The organism is Paucibacter sp. JuS9, from assembly GCF_044043925.2.
GTDB lineage: Bacteria > Pseudomonadota > Gammaproteobacteria > Burkholderiales > Burkholderiaceae_C > JAUASW01.
Window position 1 is genome coordinate 4750167 of sequence record NZ_CP194172.1, and the last position, 24815, is coordinate 4774981.

Below are 24815 nucleotides of genomic sequence, written 5' to 3' on the forward strand. Positions count from 1 at the left end.
TGGCGCGTTACGTGGCTCGGCCTTCCAGCAATCGCTGCGCCAGGCGTGGGTCGGCCAGCTTGTCCAGCCACCAGCGCAAGGCCTGACCCTCGGAGCCTGCTTCGCCCGGGCTGCGCCAGCCGATGTAGAGCACATTGGGCTCGCGTGCCTGTTCCACGCGTTTGGCCAGCAGCTGTCCGCTCTTGATCAGCGGCTGCACCCGCTGCGCCGGCAACCAGCCCACGCCCAGCCCCTCGCATTGCGCGAGGATCTTGGCCCGCATCGAGGGCACGGCCAGGCTGGGCTGGCCGCCCAGGACGCCATAGCTGCGCTCACCCTTGTGCCGCGAGCTGTCGCCCACCACAACGGAGCGATGCTTCTGCACTGTCTCGGCCTGCAGAGGCTCTTTCGCCTTGGCCAGCGCGTGGCGCGGCGAGACCGCAAAGAGCCAGTCCATGCGCCCCAGTTCCCGCCAGTGCAGATCGGCCATCGATGGCGGCTCATTGGTGGCGCCTATCACCAGGTCGGCACGGCCCTCCCGCAAAGCCTCCCAGGTGCCGCCCAGCACCTCGTGCGAGAAGCGCAGGTGCACGCCTGAATCCAGCGCGTCGAAGTCGCGTATCAGCGGCAGCAGGGTCTCGAACTCGAAGATCTCGTCGGTGCAGATGCTCAGCCGGTCTTCCCAGCCGCGCGCCACCTGCTTGACCCGGCGGGTCAGGCGGTGCGCGTCCTGCTGGATGCGTTCGGCCTCCAGTGCCAGCAGCGCGCCGGCCGGCGTCAATTGCAGCCGATAGCGGCGCCGGTCGAACAAGAGGGCATCCAGCCGGTTCTCGAGCTGGCGCGCCGCATGCGAGATCGTCGAGGGTGCTTTTCCCAGCTGCGCGGCAGCACGCGAGAGGCTGCCGGTCTGCCTGATCGCCAGCAGCAAGTGCAGCTCGTCTTCCGACAACATGTTCGACTCCTTCGAACGTTGGCATCGACGGCATGGTACGGCAGCGAAGGGCAGAAATCCGACATTGGACTCACGGCAACACCGCCGCTTTGACCACCAACGGAGTTCCAGATGACACACACGACACACACCACCGCGCAACGCTTCCTCAACAAGACGGTCCTGGTGACCGGCGGCAACAGTGGCATCGGCCTGGCCGCCGCACATGCTTTCGTCGACGAAGGCGCCCGCGTCTTCATTACCGGCCGCGATCCCATTGCCCTGGACAAGGCCGCGGAGCAGCTCGGTGCAGCCGCCGTCGCGCTGCGCAGCGATGCCGGCAAGCTCGAAGACGCCAAGCGCCTGGCCGACACGCTGGCCGCGCAGGGCGTGCGCCTGGATGCCGTCTTCATCAACGCCGGCTCGGCCAAGTTCGCCAGCCTGGAGGACGCCAGCAGCGCGCTGTGGGACAGCATCTTCGACGTCAATGTGAAGGGCGCCTTCTTCCAGATCCAGGCCTTGGCACCGCTGCTGAACAAGGGCGCGTCCATCGTCCTGAACGGTTCGATCAATGCCCACATCGGCATGCCCAACAGCTCGATCTATGCTGCCAGCAAGGCTGCATTGATCTCGCTGGCCAAGACGCTCTCGGCCGAGCTGCTGCCGCGCGGCGTGCGGGTCAATGTGGTCAGCCCCGGCCCGGTGGGCACGCCGCTGTACGGCAAGCTGGGCTTCGATGAAGCCACGCTCAGCACGGTGGCGGCGCAGATCCAGAGCCAGGTGCCGCTCGGCCGCTTCGGCACGCCGGCCGAGGTCGCCTCGACCGTACTGCACCTGGCGGCGCCGGAGTCGGCGTTCATCGTCGGCACCGAAATCATCGTCGACGGCGGCATGAGCCAGCTGTAACCAGCGTCGGGGGGCGGCACAATGCCGCCCCATGCGCCGCGCCGACCGTTTGTTCCAGATCGTTCAACTGATTCGAGGCCGCCGCCTCACCACCGCCGAGTTCCTGGCGGAGAGGCTGGAGGTGTCGGTGCGCACCGTCTACCGCGATGTGGCTGCATTGCAGATGCAGGGTGTGCCCATCGATGGCGAGGCGGGCGTGGGCTATCGCATGAAGGCCGGTTTCGACCTGCCGCCGCTGATGTTCAGCAAGGACGAAGCGCAGGCCCTGGTGGCCGCCGTGCGGCTCTCGCAGCCGCAGCTCGATGAAGGCCTGGCCGATGAGGCCGAAGGCGCGCTGGGCAAGATCCTGGCGGTGCTTACCCCAGCGGCCCGTGCTTCCGCCGAGAGCCTGGCCGTCTTCGCGCCGCAGACCGGCCTGGATGCCACCACCCGCCAGCGCCTGGCGCGCCTGCGCGAGGCCACCGAGAACCGCAACAAGCTGAGCCTGCATTACCAGGACCTCAGCGAGCAGACCAGCGAACGCCTGGTGCGGCCCCTGGCCTGCCTGTTCTGGGGCCAGGTCTGGACCCTGGCAGCCTGGTGCGAGCTGCGCGAGGATTTCCGCAGCTTCCGGGTCGACCGCATCCGGTCCTTGCGCGTGCTGGACGAGCGATTCCGCGACGAGCCCGGCAAGACCCTCGCGGACATGACCCGCCGGCAGCGCGGCTGATCCAGATCAAGTCGACGCGGCGCGTCCAGGCGCATAGTCCGTCCATACATTCGTGATGACTGATGGATAAAAAGGAGCACAAGATGTTCAAGACCAATGTGGGCAGCGTGGACCGTGTCTTGCGGATTGCCATCGGCCTGGCGTTGATCGTCGGGGCCGCTACCGGCACGGTGGGTGCCTGGGCCTGGGTGGGCATCGTGCCGCTACTGACCGGCGCCTTCCGCTTCTGTCCTGCCTACCTGCCCTTCGGCTGGAGCACCTGCGCGACCGGGAAGCGCTGAGCAGCATTGGGTCGCGCAGAACGGGGCGAGCCGCGGAGGGTGGCACTGCAGAGTTGTCCAGGAATCAGGCAAACTTCGGGGCACATCGAACTCGATGCGAAGCCAGCCATGCCCTCGTCCTCTTCCTCCTTCTCTGCGTCGACCTTCACGCCGCTCGACGGCACGCCGCAAGACTGCCATGACTGTGGCAATGGCGAGCGCGTGGGCTTTCAGTTCGACTATGCATTTCAGCCCATCGTCGACCTGCAAAGCCGCAAGGTATTCGCGCACGAAGCACTGGTGCGCGGCCCGAACGGCGAGGGCGCGATGTCGGTGCTCAGCCAGGTGAATGACGGCAACCGCTACCGCTTCGATCAGGCGTGCCGGGTCAAGGCCATCAAGGGGGCGCACCAGCTCGGTATTCGAGAGCACCTCTCGATCAACTTCCTGCCCAACGCGATCTACAAGCCCGAGGTCTGCATCCGCACCACGCTGGCTGCGGCACGCCAGCACGGATTTCCGCTGGATCGGATCATCTTCGAGGTGACCGAGGGCGAAGAGGTGAATGACGGCGCCTGGCTTGCCTCCATCCTGCGCGAGTACAAGCGCTGTGGCTTCAAGACGGCCATCGACGATTTCGGGGCAGGCTACGCCGGCCTGTCCCTGCTGGCCGACTTCCAGCCCGACATCATCAAGCTCGACATGGGCCTGGTCCGCAATGTCAATGCTGACCGGCCTCGGCAGGCCATCGTCCGCAGCCTGGTCAGCCTGTGTCAGGACCTGGGCATTGCTGTCGTGGCCGAAGGCATCGAGACTGAGGCCGAGCGCGACTTCCTCCGCGCGGCGGGCATTCGCCTGATGCAGGGCTGGTTGTTCGCGCGCCCCGCGTTTCGCTCGGTGGCCGAGGTGTCGCCCGAGGCCTGGGGCCCGCTTTCGTAGCGCCCGTCAGACCTTGCCCGTGAAGATTCGGCCCAGCCAGCCGAGGTACCAGTCGAGGAAGCGCCTGCCCAGAGGCTTCTTCGGCTCAGGTGGCGGCGGGGGTGCGACTGCGTAGCGCTCTTGCAGCGCGGCGTTGAAAGCCGCGAAGAAGTCGCCAGCCATCTTCTGCGCCGCCATGTCCACGAGGCGCGAACCGATCTGCGCAATCTTGCCGCCCACGCTGGCCACCACCGCGTAGTGCAGAAGCGTTTGCGTCGGTCCCAGCGTTTCCAGCCGCACTTGCGCCGAGCCCTTGCCGTGGCCGGCTGCGCCGCCCTGGCCTTCGAAGGCGATCTGGTAGCTGCTGGGCGGCTTCAGGTCGGAGAGCTTCAGCCGGCCTTTGAACTTGGCTTTCACCGGGCCGATGGACACGGCCACCAGCGCCTCGTATTCATGCTCATCCACCAGCGTCAAGGACTCGCAGCCGGTGATGGCCTGCTTCAGGATCTCGACATCGTTGAGCGCCTCCCAGGCTTGCGCTTGAGAAACTGGAAGGGTTTCTTCGCCGGTCAGATTCATGATGATGAGGAGGAGAGGCAGTCGGTGAGTGCTTCGAGGCTGGCCAGATTGTGAGCCTTCATGTGCGCCGACACCTCCGGCAGCAGGGCCTTGATGCCGGCCGCGCGAGGCTCGAAGCCCTCGAAGCGCAGCAAGGGGTTGAGCCACAGCAGGCGGCGGCAGGAGAGGCGCAGGCGGCGCGCCTCGAAGGCCAGGCGTTCGCAGCGTGGGTCATCTTCCGCGCCTTGTTCCAGGCCGTCGGTGATCAGGAGCACGGTGGCATCGGAGCTGAGCACCCGGCGCGACCAGCGCTTGTTGAACTCATGCAGGCAGGCGCTGATGCGGGTGCCGCCCGACCAGTCTTCGACGCGGCGCGATACAGCCGCGACGGCAAGGTCCGGGTCGCGCTGCTTCATGAGCCGCGTGATCGGCGTGAGGCGGGTGCCGAAGACAAAGCTGTCGACCCGGGGCGCGCGGCGGCGCTCGGCCGGGTTGCTCAGGCCATGGGCCAGATGCAGCAGCATGCGCGAGTAGCGGCTCATCGAGCCGGAGATGTCGGCCAGGATCAAGAGTGGCGCCACGCGCTCGCCGGCACGCTCGCGCTTGGGAAGCAGGGCGGCACTGCGCGCCTCCGCGCGCAGCGTGGCGCGCCAGTCGATGCGACCGCGCGGGGCGGCCTGTTGTCGACGCGTGGGCCGCGTCTCGAACAAGGGCTGCACACGCTGCAGCACCCGCTTGGCCTGGCTCCATTCCGTGGCCGACATCGTTTCGAAGTCGCGTTGGCGCAAGACCTCGCGCTGGCTCCAGGTCAGGGCCGCGTCGAGCTCGATCTGCTCGGGCTCATCTTCCGGTACCTTCGATGGCTGGCGAGGAAACAGGGCATCAGCCAGGCGGCGGTTTTCGGGCGGCGCCGGCGTGCCTGGCTTGGACGACGCCTGCGGCAGGAGCATGGCCATCACGCGGCCGAGCAGGTCGGGGTCGCGCCAGAAGATGTGGAAGGCCTGCTCGAACAGCGCGCGGTGTTCGGCGCGGTCGATCAGGCAGGCCGCCAACGTGGCCTTGAAGTCGCGGCGCGATTCGAGGCCGGCGACTTGCAGCGCTTGCAGTGCGAGCTGAATTCGGTCGGTGCCGACGGGCATGCCGGCTGTTCGCAGCACGCGGGCGAAGTGCAGGATATTCTCGGCAAGTCGGTCAGCCATGATGGACCTGGGCGCGCACCTGTTCGAGCAGTCGCGCGGCCTCCGAACCCTGCACCCGCGCAATATCGTCCTGGTACTTCAGGAGCACGCCCAGCGTCTGCTGCACTGTTTGCGGGTCCAGCGCCACGGCATTCAACTCCAGCAGCGCGCGCGACCATTCAATGGTCTCTGCCACGCCGGGCAGCTTGTAGAGGTCCAGCATTCGCAGACCCTGAATGAAGGCCACCACCTGCCTGGCCAGTGCTTCAGGTGCGCCGGGTACGCGCTGGCGCAGGATCTCCAGCTCGCGCGCCGCGTCCGGGAAATCCACCCAGTGGTAGAGACAGCGGCGCTTCACCGCGTCGTGGATCTCGCGCGTGCGGTTGGAGGTGATGACGACGATGGGCGGCTCGGCCGCCTTGATGGTGCCGAGCTCCGGAATCGTGAGTTGGAACTCGCTCAGTACTTCAAGGAGAAAGGCCTCGAAAGGCTCATCGGCGCGGTCCAGCTCATCGATCAGCAAGACCGGTGGGCCGGGCAGTTCCAACGCCTGCAGCAGCGCACGCGGTACCAGGAAGCGGCGGGAGAACAGATCGTCGGCGCTCAGCCTCGCGTCGGCCGTCTTTATCTCCAGCATCTGCCGCGCGTAGTTCCACTCATAGGCTGCGGCCGCCATGTCCAGGCCTTCATAGCATTGCAGCCGTAGCAGCGGGCGACCGAGCATCGCGGCCAGCGTCTTGGCGATCTCGGTCTTGCCCGTGCCGGGCTCGCCTTCAAGAAACAGCGGCCGTTGCAGGCGCAAGGCCAGGAAGGCGGCCGTGGCCAGCTCCCGCTGGGCCACATAGCCCTGCGCCAGCAGCTGGCCTGCGCATTCGTCGATGCTGGTCGGCAGCGTCATCCTGCGGCGGTCACGGCGCGCCCGGCCAGCACAGGGATCAGCGCGGCGCGGTAGTCTGCCGAGCCGTGCAGGTCGGTGTTGAGGCCCTCGGGGCTGAAAGTGACCTTCTGTGCTGCCGCCGCGCTCCATTCCTGCGCCAGGGCTGCTTCGAGCTTGCTGGCGCGGAACACGCAGGCGGCGGCGCCAGTCACCGCGACCCGCACGCCGGTGTCCATCCTGCAGACGAACACGCCGACAAGCGAGAAGCGCGAAGCCGGCTGCCTGAACTTCTGCCAGCCGGCCTTGTCTGGCACCGGGAAGCTGACCGAGGTGATGATCTCGCCCGGCTGCAGTGCCGTTTCGTACAGGCCGGTGAAGAAGCTGTCGGCCGCGATGCTGCGCCTGTCGGTCGTGATCGTTGCACCCAGGCCCAGCACGGCCGCCGGGTAGCAGGCGGCCGGGTCGTTGTTGGCCAGGCTGCCACCAAGGGTGCCGCGGTTGCGCACCTGGCGGTCGCCGATATGGCCGGCCAGGTCGGCCAGCGCCGGAATCGCGCGCTGAACCTCGGCCGAGGCGGCCACGTCGGCATGCGTGGTCATCGCGCCAATGACGATCATTCCGGCGGTGAGGCGCACGCCGCGCAGTTCCTGGAGGGCCGAAAGATCGACCAGCGACTCCGGCGCCGCCAGCCCCAGCTTGATCGCGCCAAGCAGCGACTGCCCGCCGGCAATGATCTTGGTGTCCATGCCCGCGGCGGCCTTGGCTGCATCGGCCACCGACGTGGCTTGTTGGTAAGTGAAGCTCATCGCCATCTCCTCAACGGTTGGTCTGGATGGCCTGCCAGACGGTGTGCGGTGTCGCGGGCATCGCGATGTCCTTGATGCCGAGCGCATGGCAGATCGCGTTGATCACCGCCGGCGGCGAGCCGATGGCGCCTGCCTCGCCGCAACCCTTCACACCCAGCGGGTTGTGGGTGCAGGGCGTGCCCTTGGCTGTTTCGATGGTGAAGCTGGGCAGGTCGTCGGCGCGTGGCATCGCGTAGTCCATGTAGCTGCCGGTGAGCAGCTGGCCGCTTTCGCCGTCGTAGATGCCGTGCTCCAGGAGCGCCTGGCCCAGGCCTTGCGCGATGCCGCCCTGCACCTGGCCCTCGACGATCATCGGATTGACGATATTGCCGAAGTCGTCCACGGCGCTGAACCGGTCGACCCTCACGACGCCGGTCTGCGGATCCACCTCCACCTCGCACACATAGCTGCCCGCCGGGTAGGTGAAATTGGTCGGGTCGTAGAAGGCGTTCTCGTTGAGGCCGGGCTCCAGCTTGTCGAGCGGATAGTTGTGCGGCACATAGGCGGTGAGCGAGACAGAGGCGAAGGGCACGCTCTTGTCGGTGCCGGCGACCTTGAACACACCATTCTCGAACTCGATGTCGGTGTCGGCCGCCTCGAGCAGATGCGCGGCAATCTTCTTGCCCTTGGCAATCACCTTGTCCACCGCCTTGACGATGGCCGTGCCGCCGACCGAGAGCGAACGGCTGCCGTAGGTGCCCATGCCGAAGAGCACCTTGCCGGTGTCGCCATGCTCGATGCTCACGTCGTCGATGGGGATGCCCAACTTGTCGGCCACCACCTGCGCGAAGGTCGTCTCATGCCCCTGGCCGTGTGAATGCGAGCCGGTGAAGATGGTGACCTTGCCGGTGGGATGAACGCGCACCTCGCCCGCCTCGAACAGGCCGGCCCGTGCGCCGAGCGCGCCGGCGATGTTGGAGGGCGCCAAACCGCAGGCTTCGATGTAGGTCGAATAGCCCATGCCGCGCTTCAGTCCCTTGGCCTCGCTGGCGGCACGGCGCGCGCCGAAGCCGGCCACATCGGCGATCTCGATCACGCGTTTCAAGGTCGCGTCGTAGTCGCCGGTGTCGTAGGTCAGGCCGACCGGCGTGGCGTAGGGGAACTCGTGGATGAAATTTCGCCGGCGCAGTTCAGCCGGGTCGATCTTCATTTCATGCGCGGCTGTTTCAACGAGGCGCTCGACCACATAGGTGGCTTCAGGGCGGCCGGCGCCGCGATAGGCGTCGACCGGGGCTGTGTTGGTGAACACGCCGGTGACCTCGGCGTAGATCCTGGGCGTCGTGTACTGGCCGGCCAGAAGCGTCGCATAGAGGATGGTCGGCACGCTCGACGCGAAGGTGGAGAGATAGGAGCCGAGATTGGCCGTCGTCGTCACCCGCATGGCCAGGAACTTGCCATTGGCGTCGAGCCCCAGTTCGGCCACCGTCGCATGATCGCGGCCGTGGGCGTCCGACAGGAAGCTCTCGCTGCGCTCGGCCGTCCACTTGATCGGGCGCTTGATCTGCTTGCTGGCCCAGACCAGGGCGGTTTCCTCGGCGTAGAGAAAGATCTTGGAGCCGAAGCCGCCGCCGACATCGGGCGCCACCACGCGCATCTTGTGTTCCGGGATGCCCAGCACGAAGGCGCACATCAGGAGTCGCTCGACATGCGGGTTCTGGTTGGCCACGTAGAGCGTGTAGCTGTCGTCGCTGGGGTTGTAGGCCGCGTTGGCCGCGCGCGGCTCGATGGCGTTCGGTATCAGCCGGTTGTTGCGGAACTCCAGCCGTGTCACATGAGCCGCGGCAGCCATGGCCGCATCGGTGGCGGCCTTGTCGCCGCAGCCCCAGGTGTAGCAGACGTTGTCGGGTGCTTCGTCATGCACCGTGCCGGGCACCAGCTTGGCGGCCGCGCAATCGACAACCGCCGGCAGCTCCTCGTACTCGACCTCGACCAGCTGCGCCGCGGCCTTGGCCTGCGCATAGGTCTCGGCCACGATCAGCGCCACCGCGTCGCCGACGAAGCGCACCTTGCCGTCGGCCAGGATCGGATGCTTGGGCTCCTTCATCGGCGAGCCATCGAGGCTGTTGATCAGCCAGCCGCAAGGCAGGCCGCCCACGGCCTTGAAATGCTCGCCGCTGAAAACGCCGAGTACGCCGGGCGCGGCCTTGGCGGCGCTGGCGTCCAGGCTCTTGATGCGTGCATGGGCATAGGGGCTGCGCAGGAAGAAGCCGTAACTCTGGCGCGGCAGCACGATGTCGTCGGTGTACTGGCCGCGGCCGGTGAGGAAGCGCGCGTCTTCGCGGCGGCGGACCGATTGGCCAATGAATCCTGCCGTTGTTGCAGTGGCGGGTGCATTCATGATCCGCTCCTCACTTCATGGATTGCGCAGCGGTCTGCACCGCGCGCACGATGTTCTGGTAGCCGGTGCAGCGGCAGAGGTTGCCCTCCAGGCCTGCGCGGATTTCGGCCTCTGTCTTGCAGCTGTGGTGCTTCACCAGGTCCACGGCGCTCATCACCATGCCCGGCGTGCAGAAGCCGCATTGCAGACCATGGCATTCCTTGAAGGCGGCCTGCATAGGATGCAGCGTGCCGTCTTCTGCGGCCAGGCCTTCAATGGTGGTGATCTCGCTGCCATGGGCTTGCACCGTCAGCATGGCGCAGGCTTTCACCGCGCGGCCGTTCAGGTGGATGGTGCAGGCGCCGCACTGGCTGGTGTCGCAGCCGACGTGGGTGCCGGTCAGCGCGAGGTCTTCGCGGATGAACTGGACCAGCAACTGCTCCGGCGCGACCTCGCGCGTCAGCGTCTGCCCATTGATCTTGAGCGTGATCGGGATGCCCATGGTGTTGTCTCCGGTTTGCGATCCTGGCGAGCGGTGTGCCGGATCGTCTGAGGCCTATCGTCAGGCCGTAGCGGGCGGACGCGAAGCTGACGCAAACCCTCATGGATATTCATCCATGGCTGCGGCGGTACCTGGGTTGGCGCCTCGCCAGGCACGCTTTGCGCAGACCGGCCAGAATGCGCCGATGGACAACGTCGACCTGAATGTTCTGCGCCAGCTGGTGCATTGGCGCGCCGAGGGGCGCCGCGTGGTGCTCGGCACCATCGTGCGCACCTGGGGCTCGGCACCGCGGCCGGTGGGCTCCTGGGTGGCGGTGCGGGATGACGGCGCCATCGCCGGCTCGGTTTCGGGCGGCTGCATCGAGGACGACCTGATTGCGCGCATCCGCGCCGGTGCCTTGACGCTGAAGCTGCCGGAGCTGGTGCGTTACGGCGTCGGCGCCGAGGAAGCGACGCGTTTTGGCCTGCCCTGCGGCGGCACGCTTGAGCTGCTGCTGGAGCCGGTGGGCGAGCAGTCCGCTTGTGAGGAGCTCCTGCGCAGGCTCGATGCCGGCCAGCGCGTTCGCCGGGAGCTGGACCTGGCCACCGGCGTGGCCCGCTTGTTCGACGAGCATGGCGCCGATGTGCTGCGCCTGAGCGACACGCAGCTGATCAGCAACCACGGCCCGCGCTGGCGCCTGTTGATCATCGGTGCCGGCCAGTTGACGCAGTACCTGGCCGGCATGGCGCTGGCGCTGGACTACCAGGTGCTGGTCTGCGACCCGCGCGAGGAGTATGCGGAGGAATGGGCCGTCTCCGGCACGCGGCTGCTGCGCGGCATGCCGGACGATGTGGTGCAGGAGTTCCGGCCGGATGCGCACAGCGCCATCGTGGCCCTGACGCACGACCCCAAGCTGGACGACCTGGCCCTGATGGAAGCCTTGAAGAGCCCGGCCTTCTATGTGGGCGCCATCGGCTCGCGGGTCAATCAGGCCAAGCGCCGGGCACGCCTGGCTGAGCATTTCGACCTGAGCGAGGCCGAGCTCGACCGGCTGCACGGCCCCATCGGCCTGGCCATAGGCGCGCGCACGCCGCCGGAGATCGCCGTCTCCATCCTGGCCCAGCTGACGGCCGAGCGCTACGGTGCGCAGGGCAGTGGCGCGGAGGCCGGCTGCGAGGTCTGACCTAGGGGGAGGGGGCGAGCACCACTGGCCGCCTGCAATCTTGCCTGCTATGGTCGTCCGCCATGAGCAGCGCATCGCGTGGTTCTGGGCTGACCCGTCGCCAATGGCTGCACGCCATGGGTCGGCGCAGCGGTGGTGCCGGCGTCTATGCAGCGATGTCCTTCCTGGGCCTGGCGGAAGCTTCGACGGCCACGCCCGCGTTCTCGCTCGGCGAGGCGCCCAAGGGCGCGACGGTGCTGGTGATAGGCGCCGGCGTGGCCGGCCTGGTCTCGGCACTGGAGCTGCAGCGCGCCGGCTACCAGGTTCAATTGCTCGAGTACAACGACAGGCCCGGCGGCCGCAGCTGGACGCTGCGTGGCGGCGACCGCTACACCGAGCTGGGCGGCGCCACCCAGCATTGCCAGTTCGACCAGGGCCAGTATCTGAACCCGGGGCCCTGGCGCCTGCCCTACCATCATCACGGCGTGTTGTCCTATTGCAAGCAGCTGGGCGTGGCGCTCGAGCCTTTCGTCCAGGTCAATCACAACGCCTATGTCCACAGCACGCGCTCCTTTGGCGGCCAGCCGCAGCGCTGGCGCAAGGTGCAGGCAGACTTTCAAGGCGACGTGGCCGAGCTGCTGGCCAAGGTGGTGCAGCAGCGCAAGCTGGACGAGCCGCTGACCGAGGACGACCGCGAGCGCCTGCTCGCCGCGCTGCGCAACACCGGTGGCCTGGACAACGAGATGCGCTACCGCGGCGGCTTCGCGGCCAGCAAGCGCCGCGGCACCGAGCCCGCGCAGGACGACGGCCTGCACATGGTCAAGGACCATGAGCAGCCGCGCAGCCTGCAGGAGATGCTGGACCCCGAGTTCTGGGCACGGATGAACGAGAGCCGTGACTTCGAATACCAGACGCCGCTGTTCCAGCCGGTGGGTGGCATGGACGCGATACCGCGTGCGCTGGCCAAGGCCGTGGGCCCCAAGATCCGCTACCGCGCCCGTGTCACCGAGATCAGCCAGGACGATCACGGCGTTGTCGCCCGCTATGAAGACCTGAACCGCCCGGGCCGGATGCTGACGGCGCGTGCCCAGTGGTGCGTCTGCACCTTGCCGCTGTCCATCCTCTCGCAGCTGGAAATCCGCGTCGGCGATGAGCTGCGCAATGCCATCCAGTCCGTGCCCTACTTTGCCGCCACCAAGGTGGGCCTGCAGTTCAAGCGCCGCTTCTGGGAAGAGGATGAAGCCATCTACGGCGGCATCAGCCAGACCGACCTGCCCATCATGCAGATCGGCTATCCGAACTACGGCTTCCAGGGCCGCAAGGGCGTGCTGCTGGGCGCTTACACCTTCGGCACCAATGCCTATGAATTTGCTGCGATGTCGCCAGCGCAGCGCATCCGCGAAACAGTGCGCCTGGGCACGCGGATCCACAAGCAATACCCGGCCGAGTTCGAGAACGGCATGGCCGTTGCCTGGCACCGCTCGCCGTTCACCCTGGGCTGCTTCGGCTGGTGGACCGAAGAGACCCGCGCGCGTCACTATCCGGCGATGCTGAAGATGGACGGCCGCATCATCCTGGCCGGCGAGCATGCCTCGCTCCTGACCGCCTGGCAGGAGGGCGCCGTGCTCTCGGCCCGGCATGCGATCACGCAATTGCACAAGAAGGCGGTGGGCGCATGAAGTCGAATCAAGGAGCCGGCCTGAGTCTCGCCCTGCTCCTGGCCCTGCTGATGGGGGCGCCTGTGCATGCCGCCGAGCCCGAGGCGACGCTCTCGCAAGGCTGGCAATTCCAGCAGCGCAGCGGTCCGGCGCTCTATGCCTCGATCTGTGCCGGCTGCCACATGGCCGAGGGCCAGGGCGCTCGCGGTGCCGGCAGCTATCCGGCGCTCAAAGGCAATGCCCGCCTGGCCTCGGCCCCTTACGTGCTGATGATGGTGATGCGCGGCAACAAGGGCATGCCCGGCTTTGCCTGGCAGCTCGACGACGAGCAGGTGCTCACCATTGCCAACCATGCGGTGCAGCGCTTCGGCCCGAAGGGCGCCGCGCTCCTGAGCGCCGCCGACGTTGCCGCCCTGCGATCCCAGATGCCCAGACAGGAGCCTTTCCCATGAATGTCTTGATGAAGCTGTGTTCGGTCAGCCTCTTGACGCTGGTGTCCGCGCTGGCCCAGGCGCAGAGCAGCGGCGAGGTGGTCCGGCACAAGATCCCGAACTCTGATTTCCCGATTGCCGCGGCCATCGAGATTTCGCCCGGCAAGACCCTGGTACTGCTCAGTGGCGCGGTGCCGCCGGTGGCGGACGACAAGGCCGAGAAAGGCTCGCTGGCGGCTTATGGCGACACGCGCACCCAGACCGTGGGCACGCTCAAGGCCATCGAGCGCTCGCTCAAGGGCCTGGGGTTGACGATGGGCGATGTGGTGAAGATGCAGGTCTTCCTGGTCGGCGACCCGGGCAAGGCCGGCAAGATGGACTTCGACGGCTTCATGGCCGGCTACCGCGAGTATTTCGGCACCGCCGCCCAGCCCAAGCTGCCCACGCGCTCAGTGATGCAGGTCGCCGGGCTGGTCGCGCCCGGCTGGCTGGTCGAGATCGAGGTGATGGCAATACGCTGAAGCGCACGGGCAATTACCTTGACGGGCCTTGCGCCGGGCCGCTCCCAAGCCGTCCCCATGGGCGAGGGGCTTACCGCAATGTATATCCGCGGCCGTCCATGCAGGCATCGACGGCACGGTTGAACACGCTGGCATCGTTCATTGCTGACTGCTGGGTGCTGGCCCAGCGGTTGCATTCCCTACGGTCGAACTCGAGCTGTTCGGCGCTCTGGCCGTTGCGCGGGTAGATGACGGGTTCGCCACGCGACGGCGGCAGGGGCTGCAGAACGACTGGTGCTGGCGGCGGCAGCGGTGCCGGCGGCGGCACATAGACCACCTCGGGTTCGCGATCAGCCTTGCTGGCGATGGCGATCAGCGGCACCGCAATGGCCAGGCCCAGCAGGGCGCCGCCAAGGCCAATCCCGCGGTGATGGTGGTGGTGATGGCGCGGCGGCTCGTAGTGGCGCGGGCCGGCGGCCGCAAAACCATGGGCCAGGACCAGGGCCGAGACGATCAGGGTGCGGGGAAGCAGTTTCATTGCGGGCTCCGTGGGGCAATGGTCCGCCAACGCAGCCCACCTGCCGTTGGTGTACCGGCTGTAACAACTCCATGCATCTGGCGCGCCGGGTTCACCGGGCGACCCTTGCTGAAGGGAAAGGAATTTCGGCTCTGCGATGATGCCTCTCCCACCCGGAGGCCATCGATGATCAAGCTGCACTACTACCCCAGCAACGCCAGTTTTGCACCTCATGTCTTGCTGGAAGAACTGCAAATTCCCTACCAGCGCGTGCTGGTGGACCGCAATGTCGGCGCGCACAAGTCGCCAGAGTACCTGAAGCTCAATCCCAATGGCCTGATCCCGGTGCTGGAGGATGGTGAGCTGGTGCTGTATGAAACCGCCGCCATCCTGCTGCATCTGGCCGATACACATCCGGCTGCCAGGCTGGCGCCGCCGCTGGGGACACCTGAGCGGGCCGAGTTCTACAAATGGCTGGTCTGGCTGACCAACAGCCTGCAGCCGCTGCTGATCGGCTATTACTACCCGGAGCGCTGGGTGGACGAAGGCAACACGGCGGGCGTGGCCCAGGTGAGGGCCTCGGCCGAGCGCCGCATCGGCCCCTTGCTGGATCAACTGGACGCGCAATTGGCCAGGAGCGGTGGCCCTTGGCTGCTGGGCTCGCAATACAGCGCAGCCGATCCGCTTGCCTTCATGCTGTGCCGCTGGACCCGCAACTTCGCGCGGCCGGCGCGCAGCTTGCCCAACATCGGCGCCTACCTGCAGCGCATGCTGGCCAGGCCGGCTGTGGCCAAGGCGATTGAGACGGAACAGCTGCCGCAGCCCTGGGTTTGATCAGGGGGAGGTCAGGAACGACCGTCTCTTTTCTCGACCAACTCCCGGATCCTGGCGCATTCGGGGTGGGCCTGGAAATCCGCCTTCTTGCAGCTGCGCTCCAGGCAGTCCATGTAGATGAGGTTCACTGCGTCCGGCACAAAGCTGCTGCGGCGCTTGGCGCAGGCGGCTTTCGGGTCCTGTGGTGCGCTGGCGGCGGCCTCGGCCGGCCGGCTGGCCACCTGGGAGGCCGGCGCGGAAGCGCTGGTCCCGGCGCTGCCCGTGATCCCGGGATTCGCGGCGAGCACCGGCTGCTGGCTCAGGCTCGGGTCCTGGTGCGGCAGGCTCGGAATCGGCGCCGGCTTTTCCTTGACCGCTGTCTTGGTGGCGTTGTCCCGGCGAGCCGGCGCCGGCGCGCTGGCACGCGGCTCGACCGGCCGCAGGCCCGAGGCGCGCAGGGCTGGCGCGGAGGCGGCCGAAGCGGCGGCGACCGATGCCGTGCTCGGCGCGGAGGGCTTGGGCAGGGGGGCACTCGCCGCCAAGGCCACCGTCCGGACCGGCTCTGAAGCGGCCGCCAGCAGCGGCGCGGAGGCGGCGGCATCGGGAGCGACCGGACGAGGCTGCTCTCCCTTGTCGCGCCCCAGGACCAGCCAGCCCAGCACCAGGAGGAGCAGCAGGCCGACAACGGCGCCCATCATGCCTCGGCGGGTCGAGCCGCTGTCCATCAGCACGGCGGGTGGCGCCGGCCGCGGCGCAGGTTCAGGCTGTGGCGAGGGAGAGGGCAACGGTGATGGCGGCGGCGCAGGAGGCGGCGGTGCGGCAGGGGGCTCGGCGGGCGCAAGTTCCGCCAGCGAAGCTCCTGCCACGGTGGCCTCCACCGTCTCGTCAATGCTCGTCGGCTCCAGGCCGCCGCTGAGTAATTGGGTGCTCTCGTAGGCCCGCGCGCCACGCGGCGCAATGATGGTGCGTTCGGGGTCGAAATGAGCCCGCGATTCAGGCGGCTTGATTTCGCCCAGCAGCGCCGCGCGGAACTCGCGCATGGACTGGGGCCGGTCCTGAGGGCGCACGCCCAGCGACCAGTCGATGGCGGCCAGGAAATGCTGCGAGAAGCCAGCCACGCCGCGCTCGGCCAGCGGCACGAATTCGTCCGCCACGGTGCGCGTGGTGCTGGGCGGCGGCGTGTGGCCCATGACCAGGTAGTGCAGCACGGCGCCGAGCGCATAGACGTCGGTCCAGGGCCCCTGGCGCAGCGAGGCGGCCTCGGCGTACTGCTCGATCGGCGCGTAGCTGGGCTTCAGGATGGCGGTGAAGGACTGCGTCTTGTCGCTGATCGCGCGGCGCGCGGCGCCGAAGTCCAGCAGGATGGGGTCGGCCTCGTCGAGCGGCAGCAGCACGTTGTCAGGTGCGATGTCGCGGTGGTAGACCTGCTCGGCATGCAGGATGCTGAGGCCGTCCAGCAGCGGCAGGAGCCGCCTCATGATCCAGGCCTCCGTGGGCGCCTCGGTCATCTGCTGGCGCGCCTGCTTCAGCGTGATGCCTTGCAGATAGGGCATGACCATATAGGCCGTGCCATTGGCTTCCCAGAAGCGGTAGACCTTCAGGAGCGAGCGGTGGTCGAAGCGGGCCAGCAGCCGCGCTTCATTGACGAAGCTGCGCCGGCCGAGGTCGAAGGTCTCGGACAGCGAGCCCGAACGCACCGACACATGCGAGCCTTCGCTGCGCTTGGCCAGTTGCCCGGGCATGTATTCCTTGATCGCCACCAGGCGCTCCAGCGCATGGTCCTGCGCCAGGTAGACGATGCCGAAGCCGCCCACGCCCAAGGTGCGCAGGATCTCCAGCTCGCCAAAGCGGGTGCCGGCGGGAAGGGCGTTGAAATCGTCCTCGGCCGAATGGCCCGGTATCTGGCTGCGATCGTCTGAAGCGTCGGTCATGTAACTCCTGACGGGGCTCCAGGTTGATTCAGCCGAAATTCATGGCGAGCCGGCTCATGCCTTGCGCAGGGAGGCCAGGGCCTCGACGCGCTTGAGCAGCTCGCGGTCGTTCCAGGGCTTCTTGAAGATGCCGAACAGGCCCTGCACTTCATGCACCCGGGTCTGCAGCTCTTCGTGGCCGGTGATGGCGATGATGGGCAGGTCCTCGGTGGCCAGGCTGCCCTTGACGTCGGCGATCAGCTCGAAGCCGTCCTTGTTGGGCATTTCCAGGTCGGTGATCAGCACATCGACTTTCTGCCGGCCCAGCACTTCCAGGGCCTCGACGCCGTCCTTGGCCGAAGCGACCAGGTAGCCGGCCTCGTTGAACAGCTTCACGAGCTTGGTGCGCGCGACGGTGGAATCGTCCACCACCAGCACCGCGGCCGGCGAGCGGGTTTGCGGCACGACCGGCGCGGGCGCCGGCGCCATGGGTTCGACGCGCGGCGGGCGTTCCACCAGGGTGTCCTCGCCTTTGCGCAAGCTGATCAGGATGACCACGATGGCCAGCGGCACCGCGATCAGGAACGGCAGCAGGTAGTTGCCCAGTGCGTCCTGCAATTCTGCAAACATGCTTGCTTTCTCCTCAAGCCGGCCAGTGACGGGCGAATATTTCTGCGACGGCCGGATGCTGCTCCACCGTCAGCAGCAGTGCATGGAACTCGGGCCTTGCCTGCTGAAGATGGGGCCGGCTGCCCGACCATTTGGAAACGACGGTGGCCAGCAGCTCCAGCGCGCCGGGGCGGCCACCGGCCATGAAAGTGCTGCCGAACTGCTCGGCGAACAAGGACCAATGGCGATGCAGGCGCTCGCGCGAGCCGGCGCGGATGCGCTCGACATCGTCGTCATCGGCGCCCACGCACCAGCGGGCCGGGTAGTCGATGATGCTGATCGCGGCATAGCAGTTGGCAGCCACGAACACCAGGCCGCGGATCGCCCGGGCACGCGCGGTCGGGTGCGCGGGCAGCAGGCCGGAGTCGGGGTGGCGCAAGCCCAGCTCGATCAGGATGGCCGCGCTTTCGGTCAGCACCGTGCCGTCGTCCAGCACCAGCGTCGGAATCTGCTGCAGCGGATTGACCCGGGCCAGGGCCTCAAGACCTGGCCCTGGCTGCCATGACGAGGCCTCCACCTGCTCGAAAGGCAGGCCGGCCATCGTCAGCGCCGCCTCGATGGCGGCCGAGCCGGAGCCCTGGGTGCCAAAAAGGGTGAGATTGCTCATAGCCGCAGTGTTGCACGCTCCAGCGGGTATTTGTGCTTCGGGCAGGGTTCTCCCCGGAACATTGCCCTGTGTATCGCCCCCTGTTTCAGGCGCAGACGTCCCAACAGTCGCAGGCAGGCCACATCGGCGCCGACGCTCAGGGCGTGGGCCAGGGTTTTTGCGGGCCGCGCAAGGCCTCGAAAGTGGCCGAAAAGCGCAGCACACCAAGGTCGTCATGGCGCTTTCCGATGGTCTGCAGGCCTATGGGCAGGCCGGCCTTTGTGCAGCCGCAATTGATGGACGCTGCCGGCTGTTCGCTGAAGTTGAAGGGCACGGTGAAGGCGATGTGTTCGAAGGGCCGGGCCGGGTCGTCCAGGGGGCTGGCCAGCTCGGCCTCAAAGGCCGGGACCGGCGCCACCGGTGAGATCACGAAGTCAAAGGCCTGGCAGGCGGCAATGGCCGAATCGCGGAACGCTGCCATCTGGCTGTAGCCCTGGAAGAGCTCGGCTGCCGAGCAGTGCTCGCCGGCCGCCACCCACTGGCGGATGTAGGGCAGGACGCGGGCCCGCCGCTCGGGCGCGAGCGCCGAGATGTCCAGCCAGGAACGCATGCGCCAGAAGCGGTCGAGCCCGTCGATCATGGCCCGTGTCGAGAAGGGCGCCAGCGGCTCGACGATGGCGCCGGCCTGCTCGAGCAGGCGAGCCGCGGCTTCGATGGCACCCTGGACCTCCGGGTCGACCGGCAGGCCCCAGCCGGCGTCGGTCCACAGGCCGATCCTCAGACCCCGCAAGTCCAGCGGCGCACTCTGCCAGGCGATGTCCTGCGCCGGCAGGCTCATGCCGTCGCGCCAGTCGGGCCGGCTCAGCGGCACCATCATCAGGGCGGCGTCGGCGACCGTGCGCGTCATCGGCCCGGCCACGCGGCCGGCGTAGGGCGGCTGGATGGGAATGCGGCCGAGGCTGGGCTTCAGGGTGAAGATGCCGCACCAGGAAGCTGGCAGGCGCAGGGAGCCGCCGATATCGGTGCCCACATGCAAGGGGCCATAGCCGGCCGCAGCCGCTGCCGCGGCGCCGGCGCTGCTGCCGCCCGGGCCCTTGCTCTGGTCCCAGGGGTTGCGTGCCGCTGCGTGCAGGCTGGACAGGCCCGAGCTCAGCATGCCGTAGTCCGGCATCGTGGTCTTGCCCAGCAGCACGGCGCCGGCTTCGCGCAGGCGCGCTGCGGGTGGCGCGTCGGCCAGCGCCGGTGTGGCGTCGGCCAGTGCGGCCGTGCCCAGGGGCATGGCGCAGCCGGCGGTGGCAATGTTCTCCTTCAGCGTCAGCGGCACGCCGTCCAGCGCCAGCGCCTCGCCGCGCTGCCAGCGTTGCTCCGACGCGCGCGCCTGGGCCAGCGCCGCCTCGGGATCGAAGCGGTAGAAGGCATGCAGCCGGGGCTCCCAGCGTTCGATGTGCGCGATGGTCGCGCGCGCGACCTCCACCGGCGACAGGCTGCCGCGCCGATAGTGCTGCAGCAGTTCGCAGGCGCTCAGGTCATGCATGGCAGGTCAGCTCCAGCTCAGGGCGGCGATGTCGTTGGCGAAGATCGGCATGTCGGCCCACAGGCCCTTGAGCCCCTTCTTCGCCACGGTCAGCCATTGCGGCTGGTAGAGGTAGACGGCCGCTGCATCCTGGGCCAGCAATCGCTGCGCATTGCCCAGCATCTGCAGGCGCTCGGCCTCGCGCGGGCTTTCGCGCAGTTTCTCGAACAGCTTGTTGAACTCGGGGTTCTGGTAGCCCCAGTAGTAGCCCGTCTTGGCGTAGTTGCCGAGGTCCAGCGGCTCGACATGCGAGATCAGCGTCAGCTCGTAATTGCGCTGGCCATAGACCGAGGCCATCCACTGCGCCCATTCGATGTTCTCCAGCTTCAGGTTCACGCCCACCTGGGCCAGCTGCGCCTTGACCAGCTCGCCGCCCTGGCGGGCATAGGGCACCGGTGGCAGCTTCAGTGTGAGATTCAGGACGCCAACGCCCGCCTCCTTCAGCAGGGCGCGGGCGCGCTGCGGGTCGAAGGGGTTGATGGCTGTGGTGTCCACGTAGCCTGGTGCGCCGGGCACATAGTGGCTGCCGATGGGCACGCCAAAGCCGTCGGCAGCCGCGGCGATCACGGCCTTGCGATCGATGGCAGCGGCCAGGGCGCGCCGCACGCGCACATCGCCCAGGGGCTTGCGCTGATGGTTGATGGCGATCAGGGTCTTGGCTCGCGATCCGCTGACGATGACCTGGAAGCGCGCATCGCTCCTGAACTGCGCCAGGCTGCGTGCCACCGCCACGCGCGGGAAGGTGTCGATATCGCCGGCCAGCAGCGAGGCCACCTGTGCTGCCGGCTCACTGATGAAGCGGAACTGCACGCGCTTGATCGCCATTGGCGAGCGGTACTGCGGCCATGCCTTCAGCGTCAGCGAGGCACCGCGCGACCAGGCTTCGAACTGGTACGGCCCGGTGCCCACGGGCATCTGGGCATTGCCCTGGGCACTGCGGGGCTCGACGATGCAGGCGCTGGCCTGGCCGAGCAGGAAGGGCAGGTCGGGCTCGGGGCTCTTCAGCGTGATCTGCAGCGTCGCTTCATCGGCTGCCACGACGCTGGCAAAGCCGGCGAACAGGCGCTTGTCCTTGTTGGTGCTGGCTTCGCTGGCGGCGCGCTCGAACGAGAACTTCACGGCCGCCGCATTGAGGGCCTCGCCGTTGTGGAACCTGAGCCCCCGCTTGAGCTTGAAGCGGTAGGTCTTCTGGTCGGCCGAGATCTCCCAGCTGTCGGCCAGCAGCGGCCGCGCCTGGCCGTCAGGGCCGATCTTGGTCAGCGTCTCCAGCACGTTGTAGAGCACCACCTCGGCAATCGCCGAGGCCGCGCCCACGGTCGGGTCCAGGCCGGGCGGTTCCAGGGTCATGCCGACCACGAGGGTGTCACGCGGGCGCTGCGCCCACAGCGTCAGCGGCGCGGCAAGGCCCAGCGCAAGAGCGGAACGTCGGTTCAAGAAAGGCATGCGCAAGGATAAGCGCAACACATGACCCTGGTTTCCTCAGAGTGCCTGGAGCAGGTCCTCGGTGCGGCCCTGGCGGGTGATGCGGCCGGCTTCCAGCACCATCAGGCGCTCGCACAGTTGCGCCACCACCGCCAGGTCATGGCTGATCAGCAGGAGGCCCATGCCGAAGCGCTGGCGCAGGTCCTGCAGGAGGTTCAGGACCTGGGCCTGGACCGACATGTCCAGCGCGCTGACGGGCTCGTCCGCAATGATCAGCCGGGGCCTGGTTACCAGAGCCCGGGCAATCGCGATGCGCTGGCGCTGGCCGCCGGAGAACTGATGCGGGTAGCGGCCGAGGTCTGCCGCTGACAAGCCGACGGCCTCCAGCGTTTCCAGCACGCGCTCGCGGCGCATCGCCCGGGGCATGCGCCCGAGCATTTCCAGGGGCTCGCCGACGCTGCGCTCCACCGTCATGCGCGGGTCCAGCGCACCGGCCGGGTCCTGGAACACGATGGCGATGTCGCGCCGCGCATTGCGCAGATCGCGCGGGTTCAAGGCATGCAGCTCGCGGCCCAGCAGCTCCACCCGGCCGGCGTCCGGCCGCTCCAGCGCCATCAGCAGGCGCGCCAGCGTGCTCTTGCCCGAGCCGGACGCGCCGACCAGGCCCAAGGCGCCGCCGCTTTCAAGCTCGAACGAAACGCCGTCCAGCGCCTGCAGCCGGCCTGGCGCGGTGAACAGCGATTGGCGCGGCAGCGGGTAGTGCTTGCCGAGACCTTCGACCTTGAGCAGCGGCGGCGGCCTGTCGTTCATGACGCTCATGCCTGCAACCTCCAGCAGTCGGCGCTGCCATGGGCGCCCACGAGCGCCCGCGGCGGCGCTTCATCGATGCAGCGCTGGTCGCCCAAGGCGCAGCGACCGGCGAAGGGGCAGCCCCTGGGCCATTGGCCCGCGGCCGGCACCTGGCCGGGAATCGCCGGCAAGACCTGGCCCCGCGTGGCAAGGCCGGGGCGCGCGGCCAGCAACGCCTGCGTGTAGGGATGGGCCGGTGCGCTGAGGAGTTCGCTGGCCAGGCCCTGTTCCATGATGCGCCCGCCATACATGACCAGCAGCCGATCGGCGCGGCGCGCCACCAGGCCCAGGTCGTGGGAGATCAGGAGCAGCGCCAGGCCCTGCTCCCGGCCCAGTTCGGCCAACAGGTCCAGCACCTGGCGCTGTGAGGCCGGGTCCAGCGCCGAGGTCGGCTCGTCGGCAATCAGGAGCGAGGGCCCGCAGGCCAGCGCCTGGGCAATCAGCACCCGCTGGCGCTGGCCGCCCGATAGCTCATGCGGCCAGGCCCGCCAGCGCGACTCGGGCAGGCCCACGCGAGCCAGTACTTCGCGGGCGCGCTGCTCGGCGCCGTCAGTCAGGCCATGCATGCGCAGCGGCAGCATCACCTGATGCAGGACGCGCTGCAGCGGGTTCAGGGCACTGAGCGGCTCCTGCGGCACCAGCGCTATGCGGCGGCCGCGCTGCTTGCACAGTGCCGCCTCGTTCAGCTTGAGCAGATCCTCGCCGGCCAGCAGCAGGCGGCCGCGGGCGCGCGCAGCCTCGGGCAGCAAGCCCATCAGGGCCAGCGCTGTCATGCTCTTGCCGCTGCCCGATTCGCCGATCAGGGCCAGCGTCTCGCCGGCGCGCAACTCGAAATCGAGGCCGCGCACGACGGCCCGGCCATCGCCGAGGCTGACCCGCAGGTCTTCAACGAGCAGCAAGGGCAGGCTCATTGCAGCCCCTCGCCCGGCGGGTGCACCGGTCGATCCCCCGAGGGGATGCGCGCCGGCTTGGGAGCGGCCCTGCGCTCGGCCCTCATCGGGCACGCTCCTGCCGCGGGTCCAGATGATCCCGCAAGCCATCGCCCAGGAGATTCAATCCGAGCACGGCCAGCATGATGGCCAGGCCCGGGTAGATGGCCAGCTGCGGCGCCTGAAAGAGCCAGGTCTGCGCCTCGGCCAGCATGCGGCCCCATGATGGGTCGGGCGGCTGCGTGCCAAGGCCGAGATACGACAGTGCAGCCTCGGCCAGGATGGCCAGGGCGAACTGGATCGTGGCCTGCACGATCAGCGGCGCGGCGATGTTCGGCAGCACATGGTCGATGCTGATGCGCCAGGGGCCCTTGCCGCAGGCACGCGCGGCCAGCACATAGTCGCGCGACCAGACCGACAGTGCTGCGCCTCTCGCCACCCGCGCAAACGTCGGCACCGCATGCAGGCCGATTGCGGCAATCGCGTTGATGATGCCCGGCCCCCAGACCGCCGTGAACACCAGCGCGATCAGCAGCGCCGGGAAGGCAAAGCCGATATCGGCCGCGCGCATCACCACCTGCTCGACCCAGCCGCGCCGCGCCGCCGCCCACAGGCCCAGCACCGTGCCGCCGACCAGGCCGATGCCGACCGCGATCACGCCGACCAGCAGCGCATTGCGGGCCCCAGCCATCAGGAGGCTCAGCACGTCGCGACCCAGCGCGTCGGTGCCCAGCCAGTGGTTGGCGTTGGCGGGCAGCAGCCGGGCCTGCATGTCCACGTCGACAAGCGATCCCGGCGTCCAGAAGAAGGAAAGGGCGGCCACCGCCAGAACGCACAGGCTCAGGGTCGCTCCGATACGCAGGGCCGCCTTCATAGCCGGCCTCCGCCACGCAGCCGCGGATCGATCCACAGATAGAGCAGGTCGACGATGAAATTGATGACGAGCACCGCCGCCACCAGGAACATCACCGCGTTGCGCACCAGGGCGAGGTCGCGGTTGGCAATGGCCTGGAAGATCAGGCGGCCGAGGCCGGGCAGGGTGAAGACGTTTTCCACCACGATGGCTCCGGCCAGCAGATTGGCGAACTGCAGGCCGGCGATGGTCAGCACCGGCAGCAGTGCATTGCGCAGCACCGGCCCCCACAGCAGCGCACGCCGGCTCATGCCCTGGGCCCGCGCATTGCGGACGAAGTCGTCGCGCAGCAGTTCGACGAGGGCCGAACGGCTGACGCGTGCCAGGATCGCGCCCTGCACCAGTGCCAGCGCGAGCGCCGGCAAGAGCAGGGCTTGCAGTGCGGCCGTCCAGCCGCCTTCGCCGCGCCAGCCCGGGAAGCCGCCGGCCGGCAGCCATTGCAGCTGCACCGAGAACAGCAGCGTCAGCAGGATGCCCAGCCAGAAGCTGGGCAAGGCGATGCCCAGCTGGCTGATGCCCATCACCAGGAGATCGCCGGTGCGGCCTTGGCGGCTTGCCGCGAACACGGCCGCCGGCAGTGCGACAGCCAAGGCCAGCATGAAAGCGAAGAACGACAGCGGCAGGGTCACTGCCAGCCGCTCAAGCATCAGCGGCCACACTGGCGCGCCGCCATAGCTGGCACTCTCGCCCAGCTCGCCCTGCAGGAGTCCGCCTATCCATTGCAGGTAGCGCTGGAGGGCGCTCTGGTCCAGCCCGAGCTGGCGGCTCAGGGCCTCGACCGCTTCAGGCGCAGCATCCGGCCCCAGGAGCACCTGGGCCGCGTTGCCGGGCAGCAGGTCCAGGAGGCCGAAGATCAGCGCCGAGGCGGCTGCCAGCGTGGCCAGCAGCCAGAGCATGCGACGCAGCAGGGCCAGGCTCATCGCT

General features: G+C 68.2%; 26 protein-coding genes. 9 read left to right on the plus strand and 17 right to left on the minus strand.

Annotated elements, in window-relative coordinates; all coding sequences use genetic code 11:
• Nucleotides 1-7 precede the first annotated feature (7 nt).
• Nucleotides 8-931, minus strand: a complete 924-nt coding sequence (locus ABT392_RS21205) for a LysR family transcriptional regulator (RefSeq protein ID WP_395384625.1) — start codon at nt 929-931, stop codon at nt 8-10.
• A 111-nt stretch (nt 932-1042) separates the two neighbouring features.
• Here ABT392_RS21205 and ABT392_RS21210 point away from each other — a divergent pair, with 111 nt between their 5' ends.
• The 4 genes from ABT392_RS21210 (at nt 1043) to ABT392_RS21225 (ending at nt 3724) form a co-directional block, all read left to right on the plus strand.
• The gene (locus tag ABT392_RS21210; protein ID WP_395384624.1) at nt 1043-1816 is read left to right on the plus strand and encodes an SDR family oxidoreductase; all 774 of its coding nucleotides are present in this window, start codon (nt 1043-1045) and stop codon (nt 1814-1816) included.
• Nucleotides 1817-1847: 31 nt separating this feature from the next.
• Nucleotides 1848-2525: a helix-turn-helix transcriptional regulator gene (locus ABT392_RS21215; protein ID WP_395384623.1), complete on the plus strand. Its 678-nt coding sequence runs from the start codon at nt 1848-1850 to the stop codon at nt 2523-2525.
• Between the two features lie 83 nt (nt 2526-2608).
• A complete protein-coding gene (locus ABT392_RS21220) occupies nt 2609-2806 on the plus strand; it encodes a YgaP family membrane protein (protein ID WP_334277645.1) in 198 nt (65 codons plus the stop codon).
• Between the two features lie 108 nt (nt 2807-2914).
• Complete coding sequence (locus ABT392_RS21225; protein WP_395384622.1) at nt 2915-3724, plus strand: EAL domain-containing protein; 810 nt, start codon at nt 2915-2917, stop codon at nt 3722-3724.
• 6 nt (nt 3725-3730) lie between these two features.
• Here the strand turns inward: ABT392_RS21225 and ABT392_RS21230 are convergent, their stop codons facing one another.
• Genes ABT392_RS21230 through ABT392_RS21255 form a run of 6 tightly spaced genes read right to left on the minus strand, consistent with a single transcriptional unit; the run spans nt 3731 to nt 9980 of the window.
• Nucleotides 3731-4282, minus strand: a complete 552-nt coding sequence (locus tag ABT392_RS21230) for a CoxG family protein (protein ID WP_395384621.1) — start codon at nt 4280-4282, stop codon at nt 3731-3733.
• Nucleotides 4279-5460, minus strand: coding sequence for a vWA domain-containing protein (locus tag ABT392_RS21235; RefSeq protein ID WP_395384620.1), 1182 nt, complete (start codon nt 5458-5460; stop codon nt 4279-4281). Before ABT392_RS21235 ends, ABT392_RS21230 begins: the two co-directional genes overlap by 4 nt.
• Entirely contained in the window at nt 5453-6331 is an 879-nt protein-coding gene (locus tag ABT392_RS21240; protein ID WP_395386802.1) for an AAA family ATPase, read from the minus strand. Before ABT392_RS21240 ends, ABT392_RS21235 begins: the two co-directional genes overlap by 8 nt.
• A 2-nt stretch (nt 6332-6333) precedes the next feature.
• Nucleotides 6334-7122 carry an FAD binding domain-containing protein gene (locus tag ABT392_RS21245; RefSeq protein ID WP_395384619.1) on the minus strand — a complete coding sequence of 263 codons (789 nt, stop codon included), beginning with the start codon at nt 7120-7122 and terminating at the stop codon, nt 6334-6336.
• A gap of 10 nt (nt 7123-7132) precedes the next feature.
• Entirely contained in the window at nt 7133-9499 is a 2367-nt protein-coding gene (locus ABT392_RS21250) for a xanthine dehydrogenase family protein molybdopterin-binding subunit (RefSeq protein ID WP_395384618.1), read from the minus strand.
• A gap of 10 nt (nt 9500-9509) precedes the next feature.
• Nucleotides 9510-9980 (minus strand): (2Fe-2S)-binding protein, encoded by a 471-nt coding sequence (locus ABT392_RS21255; RefSeq protein ID WP_395384617.1) that lies wholly within the window; start codon nt 9978-9980, stop codon nt 9510-9512.
• A 184-nt stretch (nt 9981-10164) separates the two neighbouring features.
• Between ABT392_RS21255 and ABT392_RS21260 the strand changes: the two genes are divergently transcribed.
• The 4 genes from ABT392_RS21260 to ABT392_RS21275 all read left to right on the plus strand — a co-directional run bounded on the left by ABT392_RS21260 (nt 10165) and on the right by ABT392_RS21275 (nt 13731).
• Nucleotides 10165-11142 (plus strand): XdhC family protein, encoded by a 978-nt coding sequence (locus ABT392_RS21260; protein WP_395386801.1) that lies wholly within the window; start codon nt 10165-10167, stop codon nt 11140-11142.
• Nucleotides 11143-11204: 62 nt separating this feature from the next.
• Nucleotides 11205-12800, plus strand: coding sequence for a flavin monoamine oxidase family protein (locus ABT392_RS21265; RefSeq protein WP_395384616.1), 1596 nt, complete (start codon nt 11205-11207; stop codon nt 12798-12800).
• On the plus strand, nt 12797-13231 hold the full coding sequence (locus tag ABT392_RS21270; protein ID WP_334277636.1) for a c-type cytochrome: 435 nt from the start codon (nt 12797-12799) through the stop codon (nt 13229-13231). The genes ABT392_RS21265 and ABT392_RS21270 overlap by 4 nt, the downstream gene beginning before the upstream one ends.
• Complete coding sequence (locus ABT392_RS21275) at nt 13228-13731, plus strand: RidA family protein (protein WP_395384615.1); 504 nt, start codon at nt 13228-13230, stop codon at nt 13729-13731. Before ABT392_RS21270 ends, ABT392_RS21275 begins: the two co-directional genes overlap by 4 nt.
• 70 nt (nt 13732-13801) lie before the next feature.
• Here the strand turns inward: ABT392_RS21275 and ABT392_RS21280 are convergent, their stop codons facing one another.
• A complete protein-coding gene (locus tag ABT392_RS21280; protein ID WP_395384614.1) occupies nt 13802-14248 on the minus strand; it encodes a hypothetical protein in 447 nt (148 codons plus the stop codon).
• A 165-nt stretch (nt 14249-14413) separates the two neighbouring features.
• Here ABT392_RS21280 and ABT392_RS21285 point away from each other — a divergent pair, with 165 nt between their 5' ends.
• Entirely contained in the window at nt 14414-15061 is a 648-nt protein-coding gene (locus ABT392_RS21285) for a glutathione S-transferase family protein (protein WP_395384613.1), read from the plus strand.
• An 11-nt stretch (nt 15062-15072) separates the two neighbouring features.
• On the opposite strand, the gene ABT392_RS21290 is transcribed toward ABT392_RS21285, so the two are convergent.
• From ABT392_RS21290 to ABT392_RS21330, 9 genes are all read right to left on the minus strand, one after another.
• Nucleotides 15073-16971, minus strand: a complete 1899-nt coding sequence (locus ABT392_RS21290) for a protein kinase domain-containing protein (RefSeq protein ID WP_395384612.1) — start codon at nt 16969-16971, stop codon at nt 15073-15075.
• A gap of 54 nt (nt 16972-17025) precedes the next feature.
• Entirely contained in the window at nt 17026-17580 is a 555-nt protein-coding gene (locus ABT392_RS21295) for a response regulator (RefSeq protein WP_395384611.1), read from the minus strand.
• A gap of 13 nt (nt 17581-17593) precedes the next feature.
• The gene (locus ABT392_RS21300; RefSeq protein WP_334277630.1) at nt 17594-18226 is read right to left on the minus strand and encodes a glutathione S-transferase family protein; all 633 of its coding nucleotides are present in this window, start codon (nt 18224-18226) and stop codon (nt 17594-17596) included.
• Nucleotides 18227-18362: 136 nt separating this feature from the next.
• A complete protein-coding gene (locus tag ABT392_RS21305; protein WP_395384610.1) occupies nt 18363-19739 on the minus strand; it encodes an amidase in 1377 nt (458 codons plus the stop codon).
• Between the two features lie 6 nt (nt 19740-19745).
• Nucleotides 19746-21221 carry an ABC transporter substrate-binding protein gene (locus ABT392_RS21310; protein ID WP_395384609.1) on the minus strand — a complete coding sequence of 492 codons (1476 nt, stop codon included), beginning with the start codon at nt 21219-21221 and terminating at the stop codon, nt 19746-19748.
• 36 nt (nt 21222-21257) lie between these two features.
• Nucleotides 21258-22019, minus strand: a complete 762-nt coding sequence (locus tag ABT392_RS21315; protein WP_395384608.1) for an ATP-binding cassette domain-containing protein — start codon at nt 22017-22019, stop codon at nt 21258-21260.
• The gene (locus ABT392_RS21320) at nt 22016-22960 is read right to left on the minus strand and encodes an ABC transporter ATP-binding protein (protein WP_395384607.1); all 945 of its coding nucleotides are present in this window, start codon (nt 22958-22960) and stop codon (nt 22016-22018) included. Before ABT392_RS21320 ends, ABT392_RS21315 begins: the two co-directional genes overlap by 4 nt.
• Before the next feature lie 82 nt (nt 22961-23042).
• Nucleotides 23043-23852 carry an ABC transporter permease gene (locus ABT392_RS21325; protein WP_395384606.1) on the minus strand — a complete coding sequence of 270 codons (810 nt, stop codon included), beginning with the start codon at nt 23850-23852 and terminating at the stop codon, nt 23043-23045.
• Entirely contained in the window at nt 23849-24811 is a 963-nt protein-coding gene (locus tag ABT392_RS21330; RefSeq protein ID WP_395384605.1) for an ABC transporter permease, read from the minus strand. Before ABT392_RS21330 ends, ABT392_RS21325 begins: the two co-directional genes overlap by 4 nt.
• Nucleotides 24812-24815 lie beyond the last annotated feature (4 nt).